This window comes from Acidimicrobiia bacterium (assembly GCA_009694375.1).
Taxonomy (GTDB): Bacteria; Actinomycetota; Acidimicrobiia; order Acidimicrobiales; family VFJN01; genus VFJN01.
The window spans coordinates 83,768-103,851 of record SHVB01000005.1 but is presented as its reverse complement, the minus strand read 5'-3'; the positions used below and the strand labels follow the sequence as shown (position 1 = coordinate 103,851).

The following is a 20,084-nucleotide window of genomic DNA, read 5'->3' as shown; positions in this document are numbered from 1 at the left end:
TAGGGGCTGCGCTCTGTCAGGCTGTCAGGCATGCCTGGCGAAGATGTGTTCCCCGACCGTGACATGAGCCATCGCGACAAGGTGGTGTTCATGCTCGAGCGCGAGGGCTGGGCACTCGATGCGGTGCCCACCCGGGCCGATCTGGACCCGCCGTTCCCTCGCTACGCCTACACCATCGGTATCCAGGAGCGGTTCGGATTTCCCGAGCTCTGCGTGGTGGGGCTCTCCCCGGTGGCCTGCCGCGGCCTCTTCGATCTCGTGGTCGACGCCTTGGCGGCCGGCAGCGAGTTGCCCATTGGCGCGTCGTTCATCGGGCTTCTCGACGGAGGCCAACCGTGCGCACTCCTCCCGCTCGACGCCACCGCTAACGCCGCCCTCTTTCCGTCGCTGACCGAGCATCAACAACTCGCCGGCCGCCCCCCCGACAACTTCGACATGGTGCAGCTGGCCTGGCCCGATCGGGCCGGGGTGCTCCCCTTTGAACCGGGCTTCGCATCGGATCTGGTGGCGCACCAACTGCTCTTTGCCGAACCGCCGGGCTAAGGGGGATGCCGGCATCCAAGCGATGTCACCGTCAGTCCAGCGACGCCCAGAACCCGTCCAACACCGCCAACGCCTCCGCCGGGTACTGGTAGGGCCAGAAATGTCCAGCCCCGGTAATGGTGGCGAACTGCGCTCCCAATGCGGCCGCCACCTCCATCGCCAATGTCTCATCACCAAAGGGATCGTCACTGGCGTGCAAAACCAAACCGGGGGCCACCGTGGGCGACCACGGACCCCAATGGTCGTGAAGGTTGGGGGTAGCGGACCGATAGAGATCGAGGATGCAGGCCCCCATGGTGGCGTCGAAGGCCGTGGCCATGGCCAGCGCATCGGCGGCCGGAACGCCCATGAATTCGAACGGGCCGGCTCGCTCACGCGGGGTCTGGGCGTCGGTGTTCTCTACAAACGCCTCGCCATCACCGGGGGTCTGCCAGATCTTGGCGAAGTCGTGCCACTGGTAGCGGGGGTGGATGATGTTGCCCACATCGGCGGCCCAGGAGTGCAGTCGGTCGCCGAAGGCGGTCGCCACCCGGTAGGTGAGGGCGGCCCCCCAGTCGTGACCCACCAGATCGATCGGCCCCTCGAGGGGATCTAACTCGCCCAGCAACCAGTGCACGTAGTCGTCCTTGGTGGCCCCGAAACCGTTGGGACGGGCGCAGTCGAATCCCGGCATCGCCAGAGCGAGCGAGGGCCGAGACGAGCGACTGCGGATGCTGTCCCAGATAGCGGCGGTTTCGGGTACTCCGTGGACAAAAACGATCACGCGCCGAACCTAGTTTCTGCGCTAGAACCCTGCGCAAGCCCACCCATCCCCGCTACTGCGATCGGACCCTGCCATGCCGGAACATCAGCGTCCCCGCCCCCCTCGGCTACTAACCGAGCAGCCCGTGAACGATGGCGGTCGCGTCTGATGTCCGGCGCTCGTCGCGTTTCGGTGATTGGAGATGCGCGTCATTACGTGGGTCCGGAGTTGGCTCGTCACCTCGCCGCCCGGGGCCATGACCTCGTGCTCGGGGATCCCACCCCGGAACTCGTAGCCGAAGTTCACGCCGCCGGCGCGGCGGTGGAAGTAGTACCAAACGTCAGCAACCTGGCGCGGCCCGAGTCCGCCCCGGCCCTGGCGGAAGCGGCCCTGGCCCGCTTCGGTCGGGTGGACTCAGCGGTGGCCTTCGCCGGGCAGATCGTGACGGGTCGGTTCACCAACTCCACCATCGAAGACCTGCGGACCGTTCTCACGGGATGTCTGGAAGGCCCCTACCACTTCCTCAAGGCGATGGTGGACCCGATGATCGAACAGCGCTCCGGGCAAATCCTCCTGATCACCAGTGCCGCCGGAGCCCGCCCCACGCCCGGAGCGCCGTTGTATTCAGCGGCCCGGGCCGGATCCACGATGCTGGCCCGCAACGTGGCGGCCGAGGTGGCGCGTCACGGGGTGCAGGTGAACGCCGTGGGCACGAACTTCATGGATTTCCCGGAGTTCCTGGCCGCCTCGGGGGCCACCGACCCTGAGGTACGAGCCCGCGTGGAGGCCCAGGTGCCGATGGGACGGCTCGGCACGATGGAAGAGTTCGCTGCGTTCTGCATGGCCTTTGTCGATGGGACCAGTGGCTTCACCACCGGCCAGTTCGTGGCGTATGCCGGCGGCTGGGCCTAACCCAGGGCCCGGCCGATCCTGATCCCCAAACCCCTCGTGGGGTTGGCTCCCACCATTAGGTTCGCGTTGAGCGATGGAGGCCGCCGGTATGAACCCGTTACGCATCTTGCCCATGGCCATCGTGATGGTCGCAGGCCCGCAGATGATCACCGCCATCATGCTGGCGACCAGCCAGCGGGCCAAAGCCAACTCCGCGGCGTTCCTGGCGGGGGTGACCGCCGCCACCACCATCGCCATGTCGGTGTTTTACCTGGCGGCCGTCTATGCTCAGAGCTCGAGATCGCCTTTCGCTCTCGGCCAGGCATTCGACATCGCGGTGGTGGTCCTGCTCCTGGTGCTGGCCCTCGTGGTGTACCGGCGACGAAGCCGGTCCGAGCCACCCTCCTGGATGGGTAAGTTGCAGGACGCCAGGCCAGGCTTCTCCTTTCGCATCGGCTTCATCCTCTTCCTAGTGATGCCTACCGATGTCATCACCATGTTCGTGGTGGCCAACGTGCTGGCCAGCCAGGGCGAACCGTGGGTGACCATCTTTTTGTTGGTGGCTGCAACCGTCATGCTTGCGGGCATCCCGCTGTTCATCCTTCTCGCCTTCGGGCATCGAGCTGAGCACGACCTCCCACGCCTGCGTCATTGGACCACCACCCACTCGTGGATCGTGAACGAGGCGATCATCGGCGTCTTCCTGGTGATGTCACTGCGCGACGTGCTCCCCAGCTAAGTGGCGGTGGCGGGTTCGGCGGTAGCCGACGCGCCCGGTTGACTCGCCAATCGCTACTCTGAGGGCGCGCCCTGACCGAAAGGAGTTGGCGTGGCCCGCTTACCAACTCCTGTCGATACCCGACCACCTCAACCCAGGGTCACCTGGGTTCGCCATCCGGCCGATGTTGCCCGCATGGTGGTCGCTGCCATGATCTGGCTGTCCTTCACGGCCATGAGCGTTGCGTACTCGGGTCAAACCCTCGGTCTCTCCGAGGACCTCGTTCAGTTGGTAGCGGCCCTCCCCGATTCGCTGGCCCAACTGGTGGTCGGACTGGTCCAACTGGCGGCGGTGGCGGCCCCGTTGGTGGTGCTGATGCTCGTCCGCCGGGGCCGCTGGCGCGAGTTGGTATTAGCCGCCGGAGCCGCCGCCGCTACGGTCGTCGCCACCGTCTTGACCGCCCCCTTCCGGGCCCCAGCGGTTCCCTCCGAGGTGATCGCCGCCGGCGAGCAACCGTCCTGGGTGACGGGCGCAGCCTTCCCCTCCGGGACCTATCTAGCCGCTGCGGCCGCCGCCGCCACCGTCTTGTCCCCCGACTTGCCCCGCGGTTGGCGACGGCTGATCTGGTCCAGCGTGGCGGTGATCTCCTTCGCCCGGGTGGTCACCGCCCTGGAAACCCCCGTCGGCCTGCTCACCGGCATCGCCGCGGGCGTGTTCATGGGCTCGCTGGTGATGGTGGTGGCCCGGGCACCCCTGCGCTCGCCGCCAGTGGCCGACATCGAAGCCGCCCTCATAGCGGCGGGCGAGCCGGTTATGACGGTGACGCTCACCCCCACCCGTCACCGTCACGGTCCCACCTACGAGGCCACGGGGGCCGACGGCCGCCGACGATTCATCAAGCTCGTAGGACGCGACGAGCGAGACGCCAAGTTACTGATGCGCGCCTGGCGTGCCTTGAGGGTGGCCAGCCCCGCCAACCGAACCGCCGTGGGGGTCTCGGAGACCATCAACAACGAGGCCCTCCACCTGCTCTTCGCCGCTCGCGCTGGCGCGTCGATTCCCCACCCCGTTGCGGTCGCCAGTGCCCCGCAGTACGGGGCGATGCTGGTAATGGACTTCGTGGAGGGCCAAGGCCTCGACACCATCGACAATCCATCCGACGAACTGCTCCGGGGCGCCTTCGATCAACTCAGCATGCTGCACAAGGCTCGGATCACCCACGGCTGGCCCAGCCTGCACCACATCTGGGTCGGACCTGATCAGACGGTGAGCCTCATTGACCTTCGCTGGGCAAGGTTCTCGGCCACCGAAAGTCACCTGGCCCAGGATCTCGCCGGGATGCTCATCGCCGTGGCCGCCGCCCATGGCGTCACTCGCTCCGTGGCAGCGGCGTCAGCCTTCTCACCCCAGCAACTGGGTGTCACCCTCCCGCTCATCCAACCTCTGTCCCTGGATCCCGAGACGCGAGCGGCGGTGCGCGGAACCAAGGACCTGCTCAGCGAACTTCGCACGGAGATACAACGGGTCGCCCAGGTGGACACCTACGAAATGGCGAAACTTGAGCGGCTGAGTTTCCGCAAGCTCATCGTGTTCGTCGCCACCCTGCTGTTGGCCACCGTTCTGTTGACGTTGCTGGGGAACATCAACGAAATCTGGGCGGCCATCAAAGGGGCCAACCCGGCCTATCTCCCCTTCCTCCTAGTCATTCCGCTGCTCGGATACCCCGCCGGGGCGGTCAGCCTCATGGGGGCGGTCCCAAGACCCATCGCTTTCCTTCCCACCACCGAGGTGATGTTTGCCCAGGCTTTCCTGAACCGGTTCACCCCCGCCAACGCCGGCGGGATGGCATTGCGCACCCGGTATCTGCAGCGCAATGGCATTCCGCTGGTCAACTCCGCTTCCAGTGTGGCGATCACCAGTGCCGCGTCGGGGGTGGTGCAAGTGGTCCTGGCGCTCGTCTTCTTCACCTGGGTGGGGAGCTCCAATAGCGCCATCAACGTGTCGTTCCCCGCGGGAATGCTTCTCGCGGTAGTGGCCCTCGTGCTCCTGACCGTGGTGGGAGTTGTCTATGCCACTGCGAAGGGGCGCAAGTTGCTCCGATACCTCCGGGTAAACCTCGCCTCCGCCTTCCGGGATCTACGGACGCTCGCCCACCAGCCTTCCAAGTTGCTGCTGCTCTTCACCGGAGCGCTGGCCGGAAAACTCGCCTCCATCATCACGTTCGCGTTGACGATCGAGGCGTTCGGTACCTCATTGAGTTTTGCGGCCGTGGGGGCCATGTACATCACTGCCACCACGATCGCTTCCGCCGCCCCTACCCCCGGTGGCGTCGGTGCTATCGAAGCCGCCCTCATCGCCGGCCTCGTGGGCTTGGGGGTAGAAGCCGGGGAGGCCGCCGCTATTGTGCTGGTGTTCCGTCTGTTCAGTTATTGGTTGCCCATTCTGCCCTGCTGGTTGTTCCTCGCCCGAGTGCAACGATCAGATCTTGTCTAAGCCGCCGCCGGCACGCCGCTTAATCCGCAGGATTGGCCTTCGTGGCGTTGGTCCGCCAGCGCCGCGAGCCCTAAGTTTTGAAGCCTCGGTTGCCTACAGGAGATCACATGACGAAAGTAGAGGCCAGCACGCAAGAGGGCCGCTCGCGGCGCGTTGAGGTTCCCCGGTCGTCCCACGCTGAGTGGGTGCCGGCGGCCAACCGACGCAATCCGGTTGCTGTGCTCCAGCAGGAAAACTCCACCCGTGTCCCCGAGTTGGTTCCGATCCGCATGCAGCGCATGGCCGATTCCCCATTTTCCTTCTTCCGAGGAGCCGCCCGGGTCATGGCCCTCGATTTACTCGAGACGCCGATCACTGGGCAGAAGGTACAAGTCTGCGGCGATGCGCACCTGACCAACTTCGGGCTCTTCGCCACCCCGGAACGTAAACTCGTATTCGACCTAAACGACTTCGACGAGACACTTCCTGGGCCTTGGGAGTGGGACGTCAAACGGCTCGCAGCGAGCGCGGCCATTGTGGCCAAGTGGCGCGGCTTCCCGCGCTCGGTGGGCCAGGAAGCGGTGCACGCTGGCGTGACGGCCTACCGAACGGGCATGGCTCGCCACGCCCGACAATCATTGGTGGATGTGTTCTACGAGCAACTCGTACCCGAAAACGTGCGAGCCACGGCCTTGGAACAGTTGCGGGAGGTTTCGTTCCAATCCACGATCGCCGCCAGTCGCAAACGAACCTCAGACCGGCTGCTGCGTAAATTAGCGGTCAAGGTAAACGGCTCGTACAGGATCGTCGACAACCCCCCGCTCATCAACCATCTCAACATCCTGACTAACGAACCCGAGGCCCTTCTCGGCCTGTACAACGGGTATCTGTCGTCCCTCCCTCCTGAGCGGGCCGAACTGGTGGCCCGCTACGAGGTGGTGGACTTTGCCCGCAAGGTCGTGGGGGTAGGCAGTGTGGGTACTCGCTGTTTCGTGGCGCTGCTCATCGACCCCACCGGGGCGCCGCTGTTCCTTCAGATCAAACAGGCTGTGAATTCGGTGCTCGCGATCCTTCCCGATGCCCCCACCGTTGAGCACAACGGCAAGCGGGTGACCGACGGGCAGCGCCGCATGCAGGCCGCCAGCGACCTCTTCCTCGGCCACAGCCAAGCGTTGGACTTCCAAACTTACGTTCGCCAACTAGCCGACATGAAGGGGAGCATCGATCCCGCCACGATTCCGGCCGCCGCACTAACCAGTTACATTGCGCGCTGCGGAGAAGTGCTGGCCCGGGCGCACGCCCGCTCGGGAGACCCCGCTGCCATCAGCGGCTATCTGGGGAGGGATTCGGAGGTGTTCGACCGGGCGATTGTGGAGTACGCCGATCGCGTGACCATTCAGAACGAGCTCGACCACGCCGAACTCGTGCAAGCCATTGCGGATGGCAGCGTTCCCGTTGCCGACCTGTAACCGCACTGCAGGCCCCTGGCCTTCGGGGCCTCGGTCGAACTCGGCTGCGGTGCCGAGCTGGCGTTCATCCGGGCCAACTTCCGCGTCGACGCCCTGCTCGGGCCGGGCATCGGTGGTGAGGTCGATGTCACCCCCGACCGGACGGCCCAGCACCAGGTTCCGCACGCTGCCGCCCACCAGGTAAAGGTGGTGGCCGTCGGCCTCGAAGCGCGCCACCAGCGGGCGCCCGCCGCGAGGATCGGGGCCAGCCGCTCGGGGATCACCCGCGACGGCTGCTGGGGGGCGGTCACCGGGTCCGAACCGCCCGGCGCCCTCCGAAGGCGCTGCCGCCGCCCGCCTGGGAGAGGGCGATGCGTAAGTCCTCGGGGTCGCTCGACACCGCGAGGGCGTCCCGCAGTCTCACCAGCCCGTCCCGGACCAGTTCCGAACGGTGGGAGCAGGCCAGGGGGTCATAGGCTGTCGCCTGTGCCGGACCCCGCCGCGCTTGTTGATCTCGGTCGCTATCCGGTGCTGTCTCCCACCGGTGCGGGTGCATCGGTGATCGGGCACCACGCCGCCGAACTGCAGAAGCACGGGGTGTCGATCTTGCCCGGCTTTCTGCGCGACGACGTCCTGGCCGCATTGGTGGAGGAAAGCGACGGCCTGGCGGCGGGGGCCCACCGCCAGGATGTGCAGTCCACTCCGTACCTAGAAGTTCCCGATCCTGAGGCCTGGCCAGCGGACCACCCCCGACGGGCATGGGCCCGGTCGTCGGTGCACACGGTGGCCTACGACCGCTTCTTGGCGGCCACCTCGGGCTTACGGGCGCTGTTCGAGTGGGACGCCCTGCTGGATTTCGTGTCTCGGCTACTCGGACGCGCCCCCCTCTATCGCTACGCCGATCCGTTGGGGGCGATGAACCTCACCGTGATGCACGAGGGCGACACCCTCGGATGGCATTTCGACCAAACAGACTTCGTCGTGTCGCTGGCTCTTCAGTCCAGCGATGGCGGGGGCGAGTTCCAGAACGTGCCTTGTCTGCGCGGGGAAGTAAGTGAGGAAGCCGATGAGCACTACGACACGGTGGGACGAGTGCTGGCGGGCGAGGCCCCGGAGTTGATCACCACCGTCCCGATGGTTCCCGGCACCCTCGTGGTGTTCGAGGGACGGGGGTCCCTGCACCGGGTCACCCCCGTGCAAGGCCCCACAGCACGGTTGGTTGTCTTGTTGGGCTACGACACGAAAGAGGGCACCATGAGTTCGGATGTGCTGAAAGAGATTCGCTATGGACGCCGTCACCCCGGGGGAGTGTCCGGATGATGGAAATCGGTGAATGTTTCGTGGGTTCGGGGGCCGCCGCCGCCCACCTCAACACCGTGCTGGGTCTTCGAGACGGGCCGGTCGGCCAGGCCTGGGCCACCGCCCTGGCCACCCCCACCGCCGGGCACGCCCCGTTTGTGGTGGTACTGCGGCCAGGGTTGCCGGTGGTGCCCTTCACCCTCTTCGTGAACAAGGCCCGCATCGACGGCGACGAGCACGCCCGGCTCACCTGGGGTGCTGCGCAGGCCGGGGTGGCTGCCGGGGTGGCCGATGCGGTCGTCGCCGGCACGATCACCGAGGGGTTGGTGCCATCACTGGTGGTCATCGCGGCGGTGTGGGTCGATCCCCTGGCTCGGGACGCCGAGGTGGTGTTCGCCAACAACCGGGAAGCCACCGCCGGCGCGCTGGCCCTGGGCCGAGCAGGCCTGCCGGAGGCGGCTGACGTGGTGGCCCAGCGCGAGTTGGCCTGGAACCCCTTCTTCCGTCCAGCCTGATGCGCGAACTCGACGATGCGGGGACGCGCTCGGTGGTCGCCGTGCATCGGTTGCAGAGCGCCTACGGCGATTCCGTTACCCGGCGGGCTTGGGATGAGGTGGTAGCCCTCTTCGATGCCGACGCGTCGGTGCACATCGATACCCGCACGCGCCCGGCCTTCACGCTCACTGGTCCCAAGGCGATTGCGACCTTCATCGAGCAGAGCCTGGAGGGGTTTGCCTTTTTTGAGTTTGCCATTCTCAACGCGGTGGTCGAACTTACGGGGGAGGCCACCGCCACCGGGAGGGTGTACATCTGCGAGTTGCGTCACGATCATGCCGGGGAGTGGACCCAGGCCTACGGCCTCTACCGGGATCGATATCGGCGTAGTGACGGCCACTGGCGCATCGCCGACCGTCGGTACACTTCGCTGGCGCGCACCGGTGCGCGCGTCGAGTCCTTCGCGTTCCCGGACCCGCCCCGCTAGCGCGGCGGCGGCGTGGGGGGTTTCCTTCCTTAGCGTTCGAGGGCGGTCTTGAGGCGGGCGAGGGTCTGCTCCATGCCGCGGGCCACCACTTGGGGCCGACGAAGGACGGTCTCGTAGGCAAACTTCTTCCACCCCTCGCTGGGCGCATAACTGCAGGACTCGGTCACCGAGGTGGAGCCATCCCGTTCCACGAACTCGTAGCGCCAGGTCGTGTACCCCTCGGCGAAGAACTCGAACACCTGGTTGGTCACGCACTCGGTTACCTCGGAGGTGGTGGTCCACTTCTTGAGGGTGATGGGGCCCACCTTGGCGATGTTGTCGCCTTCGAACTGGGCACCCAGGGCTGGGCCCGTAGCGGGAGCAACCCAGCGGCCGGCGGTGCACTCGGGGCTCCACTCGCCCATACGGGTGATGTCGGCCACCGCCGAGAACACGTCGGCAGCCGGGCGGCGGATGATGGTGGTCGTGGAGGCGGTGAGCATGGGGAGGTTCTAGCCTCTGGGGGGCAGAGGTCGGTAATAGCCGCTCCGGCTTGGGCAGAGGATCTGTGCCACAGTCGGCCACCATGGATTCCGATCCGTCGACCCGTCCGAGGTTCATCCCCTGCAGTGGTGAGTCCTGGCGCTCCCCATGGGCGATGTACGCCGGTTTACGCGATGGCGATCCGGTGCACCACGCGGAGGAACTCGACTATTGGGTGCTGTCGCGCTTTGCCGATGTATTCGCCGCCGTGCGCGACACCCGCACGTTCTCCTCGGCCGAGGGGCTCACCTTCACCTACGACGAGCGCAACAAAGCGGGCCTCGCCGAAGCCGCCCCGATGGTGATGATGGATCCGCCGGAACACACCGCCTTTCGTCGATTGGTGGGCCAGGGGTTCACTCCCCGGCATGTTCAGGAGATCGAACCGGCGGTGCGGACCTTTGTGGTGGAGCGTCTTGAACGCCTCCGCGCCGCCGGTGGGGGTGATGTGGTGGCCGATCTGTTCAAGCCCATGCCGAGTTTTGTGGTGGCGTATTATCTCGGGGTACCCGAGACCGACTGGGGGCGCTTTGACGCCTGGACTCAAGGCATCGTGGCCGCCAACGCCGCGGGCGACCCCCTGCAGGCGGGGGCGAGCGTGGGGGAGTTGTTCGAATACTTCAGCGACCTGATCAGCCAGAAGCGGGCCCACCCCGGCGAGGACACCATCTCCGCGCTCGTCGCCACCGGGGCGAGGGATGTACCGATCATGCAGGTGCTCGGCTTTGCCTTCACGATGGTGACCGGTGGTAACGACACCACCACCGGGATGCTCAGCACCGGCGCCGAACTCCTCACGCGCCGGCCGGATCAGCGAGCCCGTCTGCTGGCCGATCCGAGCCTGTTGGATACAACCGTGGAGGAGATGCTGCGCCTCGCCGCCCCGGTGCAAGGTCTGGCCCGCACCACCACCTCGGCGGTGACCCTGCACGACGTGACGATCCCGGTGGGTAAAAAGGTGTTGCTCCTCTATGGCTCGGCTAATCGGGATCCCCGTCAGTTCGGGCCCACCGCGGAGGACTTCGACGTAGACCGGCGGATCGGCCCCATGTTGTCCTTTGGCTACGGTGCCCACCACTGTCTGGGGGCGGCCGCCGCTCGGTTGCAGGCCCGCATCGCGTTGGAGGAACTGCTGGTCCGGTGTCCGCGTTTTGCGGTCGACTATGCCGCCGGTTCGTTTGCGGCCGGACACTTCGTGCGGCGCTACGAGACACTGCCGTTCATCGCCGACGCGCTCTAGTACCCCTTCGCCGGGCGAACCGGCTAGGGCAGAGCGTGCGGCCAGTCTTCGCCCCGGAGGGCGGCCTCGGTGCCCCCGTCCATGGTGATCACCGACCCGCAGAAGAAGGAGGCCTCCGATGACAGCAGGTAGACGAGCAGACCCGCCACTTCCCGGGCGTCACCCGCCCGACCGATCGGGATCGGGTAGATCTCGCCGAGGCTCAGGATGAACTCGCGCGAACCCGCCGTCATAGGGGTGTCGATGAACCCGGGGCAGATGGCGTTGAGACGGATGCCCGTACCGATCCACGCTTCGGTGGTGGCGTGGCGGCGCACCCAACGGGCCAGGGCCAGTTTGCTGGCGCCGTAGGCCCCCACTCCGGGGCCAGCCAAGGCGCGGGCGGCGTCTTCGTCGCCCGCCAGACAAGCCTCCACGTGGGCGAGTCGCAACCCCGGCTGGGTGGTGGTGGAGTTGGAACTCACCGCCACCGCGCTGCCCCCGGCAACGAGCAAGGGGCGGAGCCCTTCGAGCGTGGCGATGGCGCCGAAGTAGTTGATGGAGGTGACCAGCGCACCGTCGTCGTGGGTGACCCCCGCCGCCGCCACGAGGCCGTCCAGTGTCCCGCCGCTCTGCTCGGTGATGGCCGCCACCATGGCGGCCCGGCCCACCGCCGAGGCCAGATCGGCGATCACCTCCGCGTCGCGCACGTCCACCCCGATCACGGTGTCGCCCTGGGCCTCCAGCCGGGCCCGCAGCGCCCCTCCGATTCCGCCCGCCGACCCGGTGATGGCGATCGTGCTCATCCCACTGGTTTAGCGCTCGGCTTCGAGGCGGGCGACAACCGGGGCCACCGCCGGCGCCTGGTCAGCTTCGGTCGCCGATCCACATGCTCACAAGGTCGGCCACCTCATCGCGACCGCCGGTCTCGAAGTAGTGCTCACCGGGGACCCATTCCAGGGTCTTGTCCACCGACGCGAGGGCATCGCTGATGGAACGGGCATCGCTGGGGAACACCCCGCGATCGGCCAGCGACTGCACCACCAGGGCGGGGACGGTGATCCGAGCGAGGTGGGGGGCGGCCTGGCACTGCGAGGCTTCGAGGCTCCACATCGCCAGCCAGGAGCGCAGGGTGCTGGTGCCCCCGAGGGTGAACGGGCCGTAGTTGGCGCCGCGAGGGTCGCCGGCGTAGCAACCGGCTAACCGGTCGGAGGGATCGAGGCTGAGGTCGGCGAAGCGCAGGTCGGCCCACGCTCGGTGCACGTTGAAGGTCCGGTCCCAGGCGCCGGCCGCGGCGAGCCGATCAACTTCCGTGTACACCCAGGCGGTGATGCGGTGGTTGCGGGCTTCCTGGGCGCTTCGGTAGCGGGCCACGAAGGCGGCGTCGTAGGGCGCGTCGTGCTGGAACATGTCGAGTGACGGGTCGACCGACAGCGGGTCGGTCTCGTCGGTGACGGATGGATCCATCCAGGTCGACATCACCTCGGCTCGCCCGAGGTGGGCATTCAGCGACACGTAGAGGTCGGCTCCGGGGAGGTTGAGCACCGCATCGGGAAGGGGCAGGCCGATCGCCGGTTCAATCGACGGGCTGATGGTCTGGGAGAGGTAGGTGGCCATGAGGGATCCGCCGCCGCAGTTGCCGAGGATCACCACAGTGTCGATCCCCGCTTCCTCCCGGAGCCAACGCACCCCGGCACCGATGTCGATGAGGGCGTGCTCGAGCAAAAAATACGGCTCGTTGCCGCGGTAGCGGGTGTTCCAACCGAGGAAGCCGATGCCGCGCTCAGCGAGGCGTTCGGCCATGTAGTGCTCGGAGAAGTCGAGGTTGTAGTGGGTGGCGATGCAGGCCACGCGCGGTGCCGGGCCGGTGGGGCGGTAGTAGATGCCCTGGCAGGGATGAGGGCCGTGGCCGGCGAGGGTGCTGGTGGCGGAGGTGAGGGCTACCGATTGGCGTTGAACGGTGGTCATGCGGGCAACAAGGTAGGCCAGATTCGCAATGATGGGTACGGGTGCGCGACCGGCTGGAGCGTGCGAGAATGGGGATGTCCGTCGATCCTCTGGGAGTCCCGATGACCGCCTCCTCTCCTGTGCCCCTTGATGCCACGACGCTGAACAAATCGCTGCGAGCCACCTTTGAGAGCGGACGAACCCGTCCGCTGGCCTGGCGGCAGGCCCAACTGGCCGGGTTGCGGCGCATGATGGAGGAAGCTGCCGAGGAGCTGGTGGAGGCCCTGCACACTGACCTGGGCCGGCCCCGGATGGAGTCGTACGGCGCCGACATTGGTCATACCAAGATTGAGCTTCGCTATCTCGCTAAGCACGTTGGCTCGTGGATGAAACCCACCCGAGTGCGGGTGCCGCTTACCGTTGCTCCCGCGACGGCCCGGATCGTGCCGGAGCCGCTGGGGGTGGTGTTGGTGATCGCGCCGTGGAACTACCCGGTGCAGTTGCTTATCGAGCCGCTGGCCGCCGCGCTGGCGGCGGGCAACTGCGTGGTGGCCAAACCCTCCGAAATGGCCCCGTCCTGCAGTGCCGCCTTGGCTCGCCTCTTGCCGCTCTACCTCGATCCGGAGGCGGTGGTGGTGGTGGAGGGAGGCGTGGAGGACACCACCGCGCTGCTCGCCGAGCGGTGGGATCACATCTTTTTTACCGGCTCCACGGCGGTGGGGCGGGTGGTGGCCGTCGCGGCAGCCCAGTACCTCACGCCCACCGTGTTGGAACTGGGTGGCAAGTCGCCCACCTACGTGCACGCCAGTGCCAACCTCGATGTGGCGGCCCGCCGCATCGCCTGGGGCAAGTTTCTCAACGCCGGTCAAACCTGCATCGCGCCGGACTACGTGCTGGTTGATGAAGAAGTGAAAGACGAACTGGTGACCAAACTGTCGGCCCAGATCACCGAGTTCTACGGCACCGATCCGCAGGCCAGCCACAGTTTCGGGCGCATCGTGAACGAGCGACACCTGCGGCGCTTGGAGGGCCTGCTGGCGGCCGGGGCGGGCACGATCGCCGCCGGTGGTCAGGTGGATGCCGGGGCCGGCTATGTGGCCCCCACCATCACGGTGGAACCGTCTCCCGAAGCTCCGGTAATGCAGGAAGAGATCTTCGGGCCGATCCTTCCCGTGCTCGGGGTGGCGAACTCCCGCGCCGCCACGGCGTTCATCACCGCCCGGCCCAAGCCACTGGCGCTCTACGTGTTTGCGGGCCGGGGCGATGTGATCGACGAGATCATTGGCGCCACGAGTAGCGGGGGGGTGTGTGTGAACCAGACGATCATGCATCTCCTCCCCTCCAACCTGCCCTTCGGCGGGGTGGGCGACAGCGGCATGGGGTCGTATCACGGCCGGGCCGGGTTCGACGTGTTCAGCCACCGCAAGAGCGTCCTGAAAAAGCGCTCCAAACCTGACCTGAAACTGCTCTACCCGCCGTACACGCCCAAGGTGGAGAAGATCGCCCGGCGCATCCTCCGCTAGCGCAGGTTACATAGGAAGCGCTATGTTTCTTCGGTGGCAACCCAGGGGGAGCGGAAAACAGAGACGCGTCAACGCCTGCTCGACGCCGCCGCCGAACTCTTCGCCGAGCGCGGTATCGAGGGGGCATCGGTCGATGCCATTGCCGAGCGGGCCGAGCGCACCTCCGGGGCGGTCTACGACCATTTCGGGGGCAAGGACGGCCTGTTATACGCGCTGCTCGAGGGGTGGGCCGACGACGTCGCGGCCGTGATCACCGCCGAACTGGCGGCGGCCTCCACGCTCGATGATCGGTTGGCGGCGCTCTGGCGCAACGTGGCCCATCCCCCCACCGGGGAGGGTCAGTGGATCCGTCTCGAGCACGAACTGTGGTCGTTTGCGGCGCGCCATGAAGGGGCGCGCGCCCGTTTGCGACAACGCTACGAGGCCGCTTGGGCGGGCATAGATAGCGCCATTGGCGAGTGGGCCCGCGACGAAGGCATGGCGCCGCCATCTCGTCCCCTCGGCTCGGCGGTGATCGGCGTGTTGCTCGGTCTTGAGATGATGCGCCGCCTCGATCCGAATGCCATTGATGATTGCACTGCCGTCGCCACCCTCCGGGGGGCTGTCGGTGCCACGCAGCCGCAAAAGGAGCACGCCCGATGACCATGACCCAGCCCAACATTGAGGGGATCAACCTTCTCGCCGCCACCTGGGGCCGGGGTGAGCCCCATGACCAGTTCGATCGGCTGCGCGCCGAGGCGCCGGTCTATTGGCACCCCGAAGCCGACGACACCGGTTTCTGGGCGCTCACCAAGCACGCTGATGTGCGAGCGGTGAGCCACGACCACCAACGGTTCTCCGCGGAAGTGGGGGGCACGTTCATCCCCACCTCCGATGAGGAGGCATTGGCCCAACTGCGTCTCACGATCCTGAACATGGACCCGCCTCGGCACAACCGCTACCGGCGACTCGTGTCAAAGGGGTTCACGCCTCGCATGATCGGGGCACTGGTGGAGGAGATCGAACGACGCGCCGTGGCGGTGATCGATGATGTGTGCGAGCGCGGTGAGGTGGAGTTCGTCGAGGAAATCGCGGCGCAAATCCCCGTGCAGATGATCTGCGAGATGATCGGCCTGGAGAAGGAGGTGTGGCCTCGCATGTTCGAGATCTCCAACCAACTCATCGGCTCGCGTGATGATCCCGACTTCCAGGAGATTCCGGGCGGGCCCGAGGCTTCGGCGATGGAGATCTACGCGCTCTGCGATGCCGTGGCAGCCGACCGGCGGATCAACCCGCGCGAAGACATCATGACGCTGCTGGTGCAGGCCGAGGTCGACGGTGAGCGCCTCGACGAATTCGATCTGAACATGTTCTTCCTCACGCTGGTGGTGGCAGGCAACGAGACCACCCGCAACCTCATCAACCACTCCATGCTCGCCATCATCGAGAACCCAGATCAGGCGCAGCGCCTCCGCGACGACCCGTCACTGTGGGACACGGCCACCGACGAGATGCTCCGCTGGGGAAGTTCGATCCATAACTTCCGTCGCACCGCCACGGAGGACACCGAAGTACGAGGCGTGCCGATCAAACAGGGCGACAAGGTCGTGTTGTATTACGCGGCGGCCAATCGGGACGAGGATGTGTTCGTGAACCCGCACTCTTTCGATGTGGGCCGCACGCCCAACGATCACCTGGCCTTTGGCGGGGGCGGGGTGCACTACTGCCTTGGGGCCAGCCTGGCCCGCGCCGAGATCCGGGCCACCATGCGCCAGATCGTGGAACGCCTACCCGACCTCGAACTGGTGGGCGAGCCCAACCGCCTTCACTCCGACTTCGTCAACGGCATCAAAACGATGCCGGTCCGTTTTACTCCTACTGCGCCCTCCTGGAAGGACTGACCATGCATACCCAACTGTGCGAAGACCTTGGTATCGAGTTCCCCATCTTTGCCTTCACTCATTGCCGCGACGTGGTGGTGGCGGTGAGCAAGGCGGGCGGTTTCGGTGTGCTCGGCGCCGTTGGGTTTACGCCCGAACAACTGGAGATCGAACTCCAGTGGATCGACGAGCACGTGGGCGACAAGCCCTATGGCGTGGACATCGTGATCCCCGGGAAGTACGAGGGCATGGATGAACTCGATCCGGAGAAGCTCGGCCAGATGCTGCGCGACATGGTGCCCGACAGCCACGTGCAGTTTGCCGATCAGATCCTGGCCGACGCCGGTGTGCCTGATCTTCCCCCCGAGGAAGACGAGCGCATGCGTCTGCTCGGCTGGACCGAGGCGTCGGCGCTGCCGCAGATCGAGGTGGCCCTGGCCCACCCGAAGGTTCGCTTGATCGCCAACGCGCTCGGCACCCCCCCGCCGGAGGTCATCGATCACATCCACGCCGCTGGTCTCAAGGTGGCGGCGCTGTGTGGATCGCCGTATCAGGCCATGAAGCACAAAGACGCGGGCGTCGACATCGTGATCGCGCAAGGCGGCGAGGGTGGCGGACACACCGGCGAGGTGGGATCGATCGTGCTCTGGCCTCAGGTAGTCAAGGCCATCGCTCCCACCCCGATGTTGGCGGCGGGCGGCATCGGTTCCGGGGGCCAGATCGCGGCGGCCCTGGCGCTGGGTGCCCAGGGCGTGTGGGCCGGATCGCTGTGGCTCACGGTGGAAGAGGCCGATCTGCCTCCCGCCCAGAAGCAGCAACTACTCGACGCCGGCTCGCGTGACACCGTGCGCAGCGCGTCCTTCACCGGTAAGCCTTGTCGCATGCTCAAGAGCGACTGGACTGAGGCCTGGGACCGGCCCGACACCCCCGACCCGCTGCCGATGCCGATGCAGTACATGGTGTCGGGCAACTGCGTGGCTCGGGGCCACCGTTACGCCGATAAGGCCCAGGCGGTGCAGTTCAACCCGGTCGGGCAGGTGGTGGGCCAACTCAACTCGGTGGAAAAGACCGCCGCGGTGATCCAACGACTGGTGGAGGAGTACATCGACTCCGTGGACGGTCTCAACGTGCTCCAGGAGGCGTAACCCCAGCCGGAACTGGCCCCCCGCGCGCTACCGTCGAACGATGGCCGTTGCCCCTCCTCGCATTGGTTTGGTCCTCGGGGCCGGCGGCGTGGCCGGCGGCGCGTTCCATGCTGGCGTGCTGGCGGCTCTGGAAGAGGCCACCGGATGGGACCCGCGATCGGCGGCGGTGATCGTAGGTACCTCGGCGGGGGCCATCACCGGAGCGGCACTGCGGGCGGGGTTCAGCGGGGCGGACCTGCTTGCCCAGGCCCAGGACCGACCGCTCTCGGAGGCGGGGGAGGCATTGGCGCAGCGCATCGGTCCGCCAGGATCGCCGCTCCCACTGCGCTCCACGCGCCAGCGCCGGCCCCCGGCGGAGTTGGCCGGCACGCTGGCCCGGGTGCTGCGTCGACCCTGGGCCACGCGACCTTGGTCGCTGTTGGCAACGCTGCTACCCGAAGGGTCGGTGAGCACCGACGTGATCTCGATGGGCATCGGGCGTCTCTACCCGGCGGCCTGGCCCGAATCGCCGCTGTGGATCTGCGCCGTGCGCCAAGCCGATGGGCGTCGCGTGGTGTTGGGACGCGACGGGTCCTGCCCGCCCCTGTCGGCGGCGGTGGCGGCTTCGTGCGCCATCCCGGGCTTCTTCAGCCCGGTGACGATCGACGGCGACCCCTACATCGACGGTGGCGTCCACTCGCCCACCAACGCCGATGTCCTACTCGAGGCCGGGCCGCTCGATCTGGTGATTGTGAGTTCGCCGATGTCCCGTCAGGGTCGGCGCCCCCGATGGGCTGCCGATCAGGCCATGCGCGGCTTCGCGAGTGCGTTGCTCGATACCGAGGCGCGCCGCCTGCGGCGCCGGGGTGTGCCGGTGGTGGGGTTTCAGCCCGGTGCCACCGTGCTGGCGGAGATAGGGCTCAACTCTCTGGATCCATCCCGGCGCTCGGGCATCGCCACGGCCGCCCATGCTGCCGCCCGTCAGCGCTTGGCGGGCGACGATCTGATCGAGCGCACGGCGCCGCTACGCCCGTCCGCCCGGTCCCATGAGCGCTCCTACCGCTGATGTTTACCCACCGGCAGAAGCCGGGGATGGGTTAGGGGTGGCGAGGTCTCGGAGTTCGCGTTTGAGGATCTTGCCGGCGGCGTTGCGGGGGAGCGGGGCGTCCACGATCATCACGATGCTGGGCACCTTGAAGCCGGCCAGTCGCTCCCGTACGTGGTTTTGGAGTTCCTCGGCGCCGAGGGTTTCGCCGGTCCGTGGGTAGATCGCCACGCCTACCTCCTCGCCGAGGCGCTCATGGGGCACGCCGAACACGGCGGCTTCGTGCACCGCAGGGTGCTCATAGATAGCCGCTTCCACCTCGGCGCAAAACACGTTCTCGCCGGCCCGCAGGACCATGTCTTTGGCTCGGTCCTCCACATAGACGAACCCTTCCTCGTCCACGCGACCGAGGTCGCCGCTGCGGAGCCAACCCTGGACAATGGTCTCGGCGGTGGCTTCGGGTTTGTTCCAGTAGCCCCGGATGAGGTGAGGTCCCTTGAACCAGATTTCACCCCGCGCACCGATGGGCAGGTCCCTGCCGTCAGGATCGCGAACGGCCAGGTCCATGATGGGGGTGGCCCGGCCCGTGCTGGTGGGGTGGGTGAGGTAGTCCTGTCCGTTGTTGCCGGGTCCGTAGGCGTTGGTCTCGGTCATGCCGTAGCCGATCGAGGGGCCGCCGCCGCGAAAACTCGACGCCACCCGGCTCACCAGTTTCGGCGGGGCGGGGGCACCACCGCCCCCGATGCTCACGAGGCTGGAGGTGTCTGTTTGGGCAAACCGGGGCGACTCCAGCAGGTCCCAACTTTGGGTGGGCACGCCTACGAAGTTGGTGATCTGCTCTCGCTCGATCAATTCAAGGGCGCGGTCAGCGTCCCACTTATACATGATCACGAGTTTGAGGCCGGCGGAGAAGCACGACAGCAACACGGGAACGCAGCCGGTCACGTGGAACAGCGGCACGATCAGAATGAAGGAGGGGGGCAGGCCCGCAACCTCGGCTTCGGGTCCTCCCTCGCGGCGGACGCGATCCAGCACCGACTTGCAGCCGAAGCCCATGAGCGCCTGCACCACGGCCCGATGGGTGGATACCGCTCCCTTGGGTCGTCCGGTGGTGCCGGAGGTGTAGAGGATGGTGGCGTCGTGGTCGGGGGTGATCACCACCTCCGGCATCGGGGCACCGAGTTGGCGCACATCCTCCCAGCGGTCAGCACCCTCGGGAACGGCGCCGAGTTCGCGCACTACGACAAGGTGCGTGCCGAGGCGGCGGGTGGTGGCATGGGCGCGTTGGGCCCGCTCGATGTCGGCGATGAGCACGCGGGCGCCGCAGTCTTGGAGGGCATAGTCGAGTTCGTCGCTGGTCCACCAGGCGTTGAGCGACACCGAGATGGCCCCGATGGAGGTGATGGCGGCGAAGGCGATAACCCATTCGGGATAGTTCCGCATCCCGATCGCCACCCGGTCGCCGGGAACCACGCCGTAGCGGTCCACCAGCAGGGAGGCCATGGCGTCCACGTGCACCATCACTTCGGGGAAACTCCAACGCTCGTCCTCGTAGACCAAGAAGGTGTCCTCCCCCCGGTCGCGGGCGGTGGCGAACACTTCGCGCAGGCTCGGCGGGGCGTGTTTGAAGGCCTTCACCTCCACCCCGCCTATGTCGATGGTCTCAATCTCGAACCGCTCGCCGGGTCCTGTGACCACCGCAGTGGCTTCCTCGTAGTTCAGCACGTTGCCTTTGCTAGCAGAGCGAACC

The 20,084-nt window shown here is 66.8% G+C and carries 19 protein-coding genes and 1 pseudogene; 14 read left to right on the top strand and 6 right to left on the bottom strand.

Annotated elements, in window-relative coordinates:
• Positions 1-30: 30 nt before the first annotated feature.
• A complete protein-coding gene (locus EXQ71_05230; protein MSO86904.1) occupies positions 31-543 on the top strand; it encodes a DUF4262 domain-containing protein in 513 nt (170 codons plus the stop codon).
• A gap of 31 nt (positions 544-574) precedes the next feature.
• On the opposite strand, the gene EXQ71_05225 is transcribed toward EXQ71_05230, so the two are convergent.
• Positions 575-1,306 (bottom strand): alpha/beta hydrolase, encoded by a 732-nt coding sequence (locus EXQ71_05225; GenBank protein MSO86903.1) that lies wholly within the window; start codon positions 1,304-1,306, stop codon positions 575-577.
• 147 nt (positions 1,307-1,453) lie between these two features.
• On the opposite strand from EXQ71_05225, the gene EXQ71_05220 reads away from it, so the two are divergent.
• The 4 genes from EXQ71_05220 (at position 1,454) to EXQ71_05205 (ending at position 6,835) form a co-directional block, all read left to right on the top strand.
• On the top strand, positions 1,454-2,197 hold the full coding sequence (locus tag EXQ71_05220; protein ID MSO86902.1) for an SDR family oxidoreductase: 744 nt from the start codon (positions 1,454-1,456) through the stop codon (positions 2,195-2,197).
• 73 nt (positions 2,198-2,270) lie between these two features.
• Positions 2,271-2,915, top strand: a complete 645-nt coding sequence (locus tag EXQ71_05215) for a hypothetical protein (protein ID MSO86901.1) — start codon at positions 2,271-2,273, stop codon at positions 2,913-2,915.
• Between the two features lie 174 nt (positions 2,916-3,089).
• Complete coding sequence (locus tag EXQ71_05210) at positions 3,090-5,387, top strand: flippase-like domain-containing protein (protein MSO86900.1); 2,298 nt, start codon at positions 3,090-3,092, stop codon at positions 5,385-5,387.
• A gap of 107 nt (positions 5,388-5,494) precedes the next feature.
• Positions 5,495-6,835 carry a DUF2252 domain-containing protein gene (locus EXQ71_05205; protein MSO86899.1) on the top strand — a complete coding sequence of 447 codons (1,341 nt, stop codon included), beginning with the start codon at positions 5,495-5,497 and terminating at the stop codon, positions 6,833-6,835.
• 93 nt (positions 6,836-6,928) lie between these two features.
• On the opposite strand, the pseudogene EXQ71_05200 reads toward EXQ71_05205, so the two are convergent.
• Positions 6,929-7,054, bottom strand: a pseudogene (locus EXQ71_05200) (hypothetical protein).
• Positions 7,055-7,300: 246 nt separating this feature from the next.
• Here EXQ71_05200 and EXQ71_05195 point away from each other — a divergent pair.
• From EXQ71_05195 to EXQ71_05185, 3 genes are read left to right on the top strand one after another with little or no spacing between them, the layout of a single operon-like run.
• Positions 7,301-8,134 (top strand): hypothetical protein, encoded by an 834-nt coding sequence (locus tag EXQ71_05195; GenBank protein MSO86898.1) that lies wholly within the window; start codon positions 7,301-7,303, stop codon positions 8,132-8,134.
• Positions 8,131-8,628, top strand: coding sequence for a formaldehyde-activating enzyme (gene fae, locus EXQ71_05190; GenBank protein ID MSO86897.1), 498 nt, complete (start codon positions 8,131-8,133; stop codon positions 8,626-8,628). The genes EXQ71_05195 and fae overlap by 4 nt, the downstream gene beginning before the upstream one ends.
• A complete protein-coding gene (locus EXQ71_05185) occupies positions 8,628-9,095 on the top strand; it encodes a nuclear transport factor 2 family protein (protein ID MSO86896.1) in 468 nt (155 codons plus the stop codon). The genes fae and EXQ71_05185 overlap by 1 nt, the downstream gene beginning before the upstream one ends.
• A gap of 29 nt (positions 9,096-9,124) precedes the next feature.
• On the opposite strand, the gene EXQ71_05180 is transcribed toward EXQ71_05185, so the two are convergent.
• Positions 9,125-9,577, bottom strand: a complete 453-nt coding sequence (locus EXQ71_05180; GenBank protein ID MSO86895.1) for an SRPBCC family protein — start codon at positions 9,575-9,577, stop codon at positions 9,125-9,127.
• Positions 9,578-9,660: 83 nt separating this feature from the next.
• On the opposite strand from EXQ71_05180, the gene EXQ71_05175 reads away from it, so the two are divergent.
• Positions 9,661-10,857, top strand: a complete 1,197-nt coding sequence (locus EXQ71_05175) for a cytochrome P450 (GenBank protein MSO86894.1) — start codon at positions 9,661-9,663, stop codon at positions 10,855-10,857.
• A gap of 23 nt (positions 10,858-10,880) precedes the next feature.
• Here the strand turns inward: EXQ71_05175 and EXQ71_05170 are convergent, their stop codons facing one another.
• Together EXQ71_05170 and EXQ71_05165 are read right to left on the bottom strand one after the other, a co-directional pair.
• Positions 10,881-11,642 (bottom strand): SDR family oxidoreductase, encoded by a 762-nt coding sequence (locus EXQ71_05170; GenBank protein ID MSO86893.1) that lies wholly within the window; start codon positions 11,640-11,642, stop codon positions 10,881-10,883.
• A 61-nt stretch (positions 11,643-11,703) separates the two neighbouring features.
• Complete coding sequence (locus EXQ71_05165) at positions 11,704-12,804, bottom strand: alpha/beta hydrolase (GenBank protein MSO86892.1); 1,101 nt, start codon at positions 12,802-12,804, stop codon at positions 11,704-11,706.
• Positions 12,805-12,872: 68 nt separating this feature from the next.
• Between EXQ71_05165 and EXQ71_05160 the strand changes: the two genes are divergently transcribed.
• From EXQ71_05160 to EXQ71_05140, 5 genes are read left to right on the top strand one after another with little or no spacing between them, the layout of a single operon-like run.
• Positions 12,873-14,306: an aldehyde dehydrogenase family protein gene (locus tag EXQ71_05160; protein MSO86891.1), complete on the top strand. Its 1,434-nt coding sequence runs from the start codon at positions 12,873-12,875 to the stop codon at positions 14,304-14,306.
• Between the two features lie 33 nt (positions 14,307-14,339).
• Positions 14,340-14,948, top strand: a complete 609-nt coding sequence (locus EXQ71_05155; protein MSO86890.1) for a TetR/AcrR family transcriptional regulator — start codon at positions 14,340-14,342, stop codon at positions 14,946-14,948.
• Between the two features lie 2 nt (positions 14,949-14,950).
• Positions 14,951-16,186: a cytochrome P450 gene (locus EXQ71_05150; protein ID MSO86889.1), complete on the top strand. Its 1,236-nt coding sequence runs from the start codon at positions 14,951-14,953 to the stop codon at positions 16,184-16,186.
• A gap of 2 nt (positions 16,187-16,188) precedes the next feature.
• Positions 16,189-17,310: a nitronate monooxygenase gene (locus tag EXQ71_05145; protein MSO86888.1), complete on the top strand. Its 1,122-nt coding sequence runs from the start codon at positions 16,189-16,191 to the stop codon at positions 17,308-17,310.
• A 40-nt stretch (positions 17,311-17,350) separates the two neighbouring features.
• Positions 17,351-18,355: a patatin-like phospholipase family protein gene (locus tag EXQ71_05140; GenBank protein MSO86887.1), complete on the top strand. Its 1,005-nt coding sequence runs from the start codon at positions 17,351-17,353 to the stop codon at positions 18,353-18,355.
• Positions 18,356-18,358: 3 nt separating this feature from the next.
• On the opposite strand, the gene EXQ71_05135 is transcribed toward EXQ71_05140, so the two are convergent.
• A complete protein-coding gene (locus tag EXQ71_05135; GenBank protein MSO86886.1) occupies positions 18,359-20,059 on the bottom strand; it encodes a long-chain fatty acid--CoA ligase in 1,701 nt (566 codons plus the stop codon).
• Positions 20,060-20,084 lie beyond the last annotated feature (25 nt).

Coding starts and splice junctions, on each gene's coding strand:
- EXQ71_05185 (MSO86896.1), top strand. CDS start 8,628: ATGCGCGAACTCGACGATGCGGGGACGCGCTCGGTGGTCGCCGTGCAT.
- fae (MSO86897.1), top strand. CDS start 8,131: ATGATGGAAATCGGTGAATGTTTCGTGGGTTCGGGGGCCGCCGCCGCC.
- EXQ71_05175 (MSO86894.1), top strand. CDS start 9,661: ATGGATTCCGATCCGTCGACCCGTCCGAGGTTCATCCCCTGCAGTGGT.
- EXQ71_05215 (MSO86901.1), top strand. CDS start 2,271: ATGGAGGCCGCCGGTATGAACCCGTTACGCATCTTGCCCATGGCCATC.
- EXQ71_05210 (MSO86900.1), top strand. CDS start 3,090: ATGGTGGTCGCTGCCATGATCTGGCTGTCCTTCACGGCCATGAGCGTT.
- EXQ71_05160 (MSO86891.1), top strand. CDS start 12,873: ATGGGGATGTCCGTCGATCCTCTGGGAGTCCCGATGACCGCCTCCTCT.
- EXQ71_05220 (MSO86902.1), top strand. CDS start 1,454: ATGTCCGGCGCTCGTCGCGTTTCGGTGATTGGAGATGCGCGTCATTAC.
- EXQ71_05170 (MSO86893.1), bottom strand. CDS start 11,642: ATGAGCACGATCGCCATCACCGGGTCGGCGGGCGGAATCGGAGGGGCG.
- EXQ71_05145 (MSO86888.1), top strand. CDS start 16,189: ATGCATACCCAACTGTGCGAAGACCTTGGTATCGAGTTCCCCATCTTT.
- EXQ71_05140 (MSO86887.1), top strand. CDS start 17,351: ATGGCCGTTGCCCCTCCTCGCATTGGTTTGGTCCTCGGGGCCGGCGGC.
- EXQ71_05165 (MSO86892.1), bottom strand. CDS start 12,804: ATGACCACCGTTCAACGCCAATCGGTAGCCCTCACCTCCGCCACCAGC.
- EXQ71_05230 (MSO86904.1), top strand. CDS start 31: ATGCCTGGCGAAGATGTGTTCCCCGACCGTGACATGAGCCATCGCGAC.
- EXQ71_05205 (MSO86899.1), top strand. CDS start 5,495: ATGACGAAAGTAGAGGCCAGCACGCAAGAGGGCCGCTCGCGGCGCGTT.
- EXQ71_05150 (MSO86889.1), top strand. CDS start 14,951: ATGACCCAGCCCAACATTGAGGGGATCAACCTTCTCGCCGCCACCTGG.
- EXQ71_05180 (MSO86895.1), bottom strand. CDS start 9,577: ATGCTCACCGCCTCCACGACCACCATCATCCGCCGCCCGGCTGCCGAC.